General features: G+C 61.9%; 2 protein-coding genes. Both read left to right on the top strand.

From position 1 onward, the window contains the following. Positions 1 to 714 (top strand): hypothetical protein (locus ABZ824_RS39685; RefSeq protein ID WP_356970048.1); only part of this gene is annotated, 714 nt, incomplete at its 5' end. A 52-nt stretch (positions 715 to 766) separates the two neighbouring features. Then, on the top strand, positions 767 to 1807 hold the full coding sequence (locus ABZ824_RS39680; RefSeq protein ID WP_356970047.1) for a hypothetical protein: 1041 nt from the start codon (positions 767 to 769) through the stop codon (positions 1805 to 1807). Positions 1808 to 1947: the final 140 nt, after the last annotated feature.

Here is a 1947-nt window from a genome sequence, read left to right as displayed (position 1 = left end):
GCGGGCCTGGACAGCCTCACCAAGGATCAGAAGGAAGCGGCGATCCTGTCGAAGCTGCAGGACTGGTTCGCGCCCGACCACCGCGGTCGACGACCTGTATTCGACGCCAAGGCGACGGTGAACGCTCTCATCGAGGCAGTGACGCCTCGAGTGAAAGCGACGGTACTGATCCCATCGGATCCTCTCGATGCCCAACACAAGCCGGTCGAGCAACTGGCGATGACCTCGGGTGGCGAAGGAGTGACCGTCGCGTTGATTCTGGCCTCACTGCTCGCCTCACGCCGCTCCCTCAACCACGGGCACAGATACACCACGATGTTCCTCGACAATCCGTTCTCCAAAGTCACCAAACCGATGTTCCTTCGCCTGGCCCGCGATGTCGCCAGCTCACTGGGCGTGCGACTTGTTCTGCTGACCGGAATCCGGGATCTCGCAGCACTGACAGTCTTTCCCTCCCTGATCCAACTGCGTGTTTCCCACCGCGCCAACGCCAACGTTGTCCTGCCGGCCGACATCGCCGACGATCGACTCCGCGACCTGCTGCACGAGGGCACACTGTACGTGTCGGCCATCGAAAGACACGCCGCCACAGCAAACAGCGATGCGCAGTGGCCCACCATGTCGAGCGCCGAGGTCCACTGGCACGACCAACTCGAGATAGATCTGACTACCGCCGCCGACCTCGACGGCGCACGTGAGGCCGAGCATGAGTGACGGGCGAAGCCGAACGGACTCCCCGGCGCCGGACGACGTCCTGGAGCGGTTCGTGGAGGAATTGTTCGGTGCCGGAAATCCGCGGATCGGTCGCAAGCAATTGCTGGCGCTGTGGTCCAGCTCCGACGCCGCATGGTCGAACACCAGCCATGCCAGGTTGCGCCTAGCGGATGCACTGAATCGTCTTCAGGCCCAGGGAGTCATTGAGCTACCAGCGCGGGATGGTCAGTTGTGGGACAGCTCACTCACCCCGTTGCCGCACAGAATCACAGTTCCTGCCAACAGATCCGAGATCGTACGTGCACTGGATCCGGCATCGGAACCGTGGGTTCCCGAACTCAAGTGGGCCGCAGGATGGATTCGCGCTGCACGGCCACCTCAACGCCTTCGATGGGCGGCTGCACGAATCAACAAGTGGCTCTTGACAACGCATGGAAAACTCCGGCATCGGGTAGCGCGTGAGGAACGGTCACTGCACATCTTCGACGACGAGAAGCAACTGGCGATCCTGGCCGCCACCGCGCTGTTCGCGGACGACCGGCTGTCGCTCGACGACCTGGCCTGCGATCGACCGATCGGAGGGCTACGAATAGCCCGATTCGCAGACTTCGGAAGAGTTTTGGTTGTAGAAAACAAATCGACCTTCGACTCGGTCTGGCGTGCGCTATCGGCCAGCTCCATCGAACACAACTACGCCGCAGTTGTATTCGGTGCAGGAGACGCAGTGGCCGCGCTGGCCCCGGAACTGGCCCAATTGCCCCAATTGTGTTCTGTAACACCGACAATTCTGGAGTATGCAGGAGACGTCGACACCGCGGGAGTTCAAGCGGCATATGCTTTCGCCGACAGCGCCTCGAAGGCTGGCTTGACCTCCACGATGGCGCTACCGCTGTGGAACGCAGTTGCCTGCGCCCGACCGACCGGCGAGGACCTGACATCCATCGCGACGGATCCAGAAGAGGCAATCGTTCTCGCCCGTGATCTGGGGCTGCCTCAGACGGTCATCGACCGGCTGCGGGACGGCACACGGGTGCCTCAAGAACGCATCGACCGGACGGCCCTTGCAGACATCAGATGGTGGGCGATCCGATAGCCGCCTTAGCAACGCGGACGACGACCACTCCCGTGATTCGACAGCAACAGTCATGAGCGTGTTGGGACAAGTGCTTCGGTGCGGATGTTCTCCAGTAGGACCCTGGAGGGGAATTGCTAGGTCAGGGCAGCACGAAGGTC

This window comes from Nocardia sp. NPDC047038 (assembly GCF_040644075.1).
Classification (GTDB): domain Bacteria; phylum Actinomycetota; class Actinomycetes; order Mycobacteriales; family Mycobacteriaceae; genus Nocardia; species Nocardia sichangensis.
The sequence above is the reverse complement of the archived record's forward strand: the minus strand, read 5'-3'. Positions and strand labels throughout refer to the sequence as shown.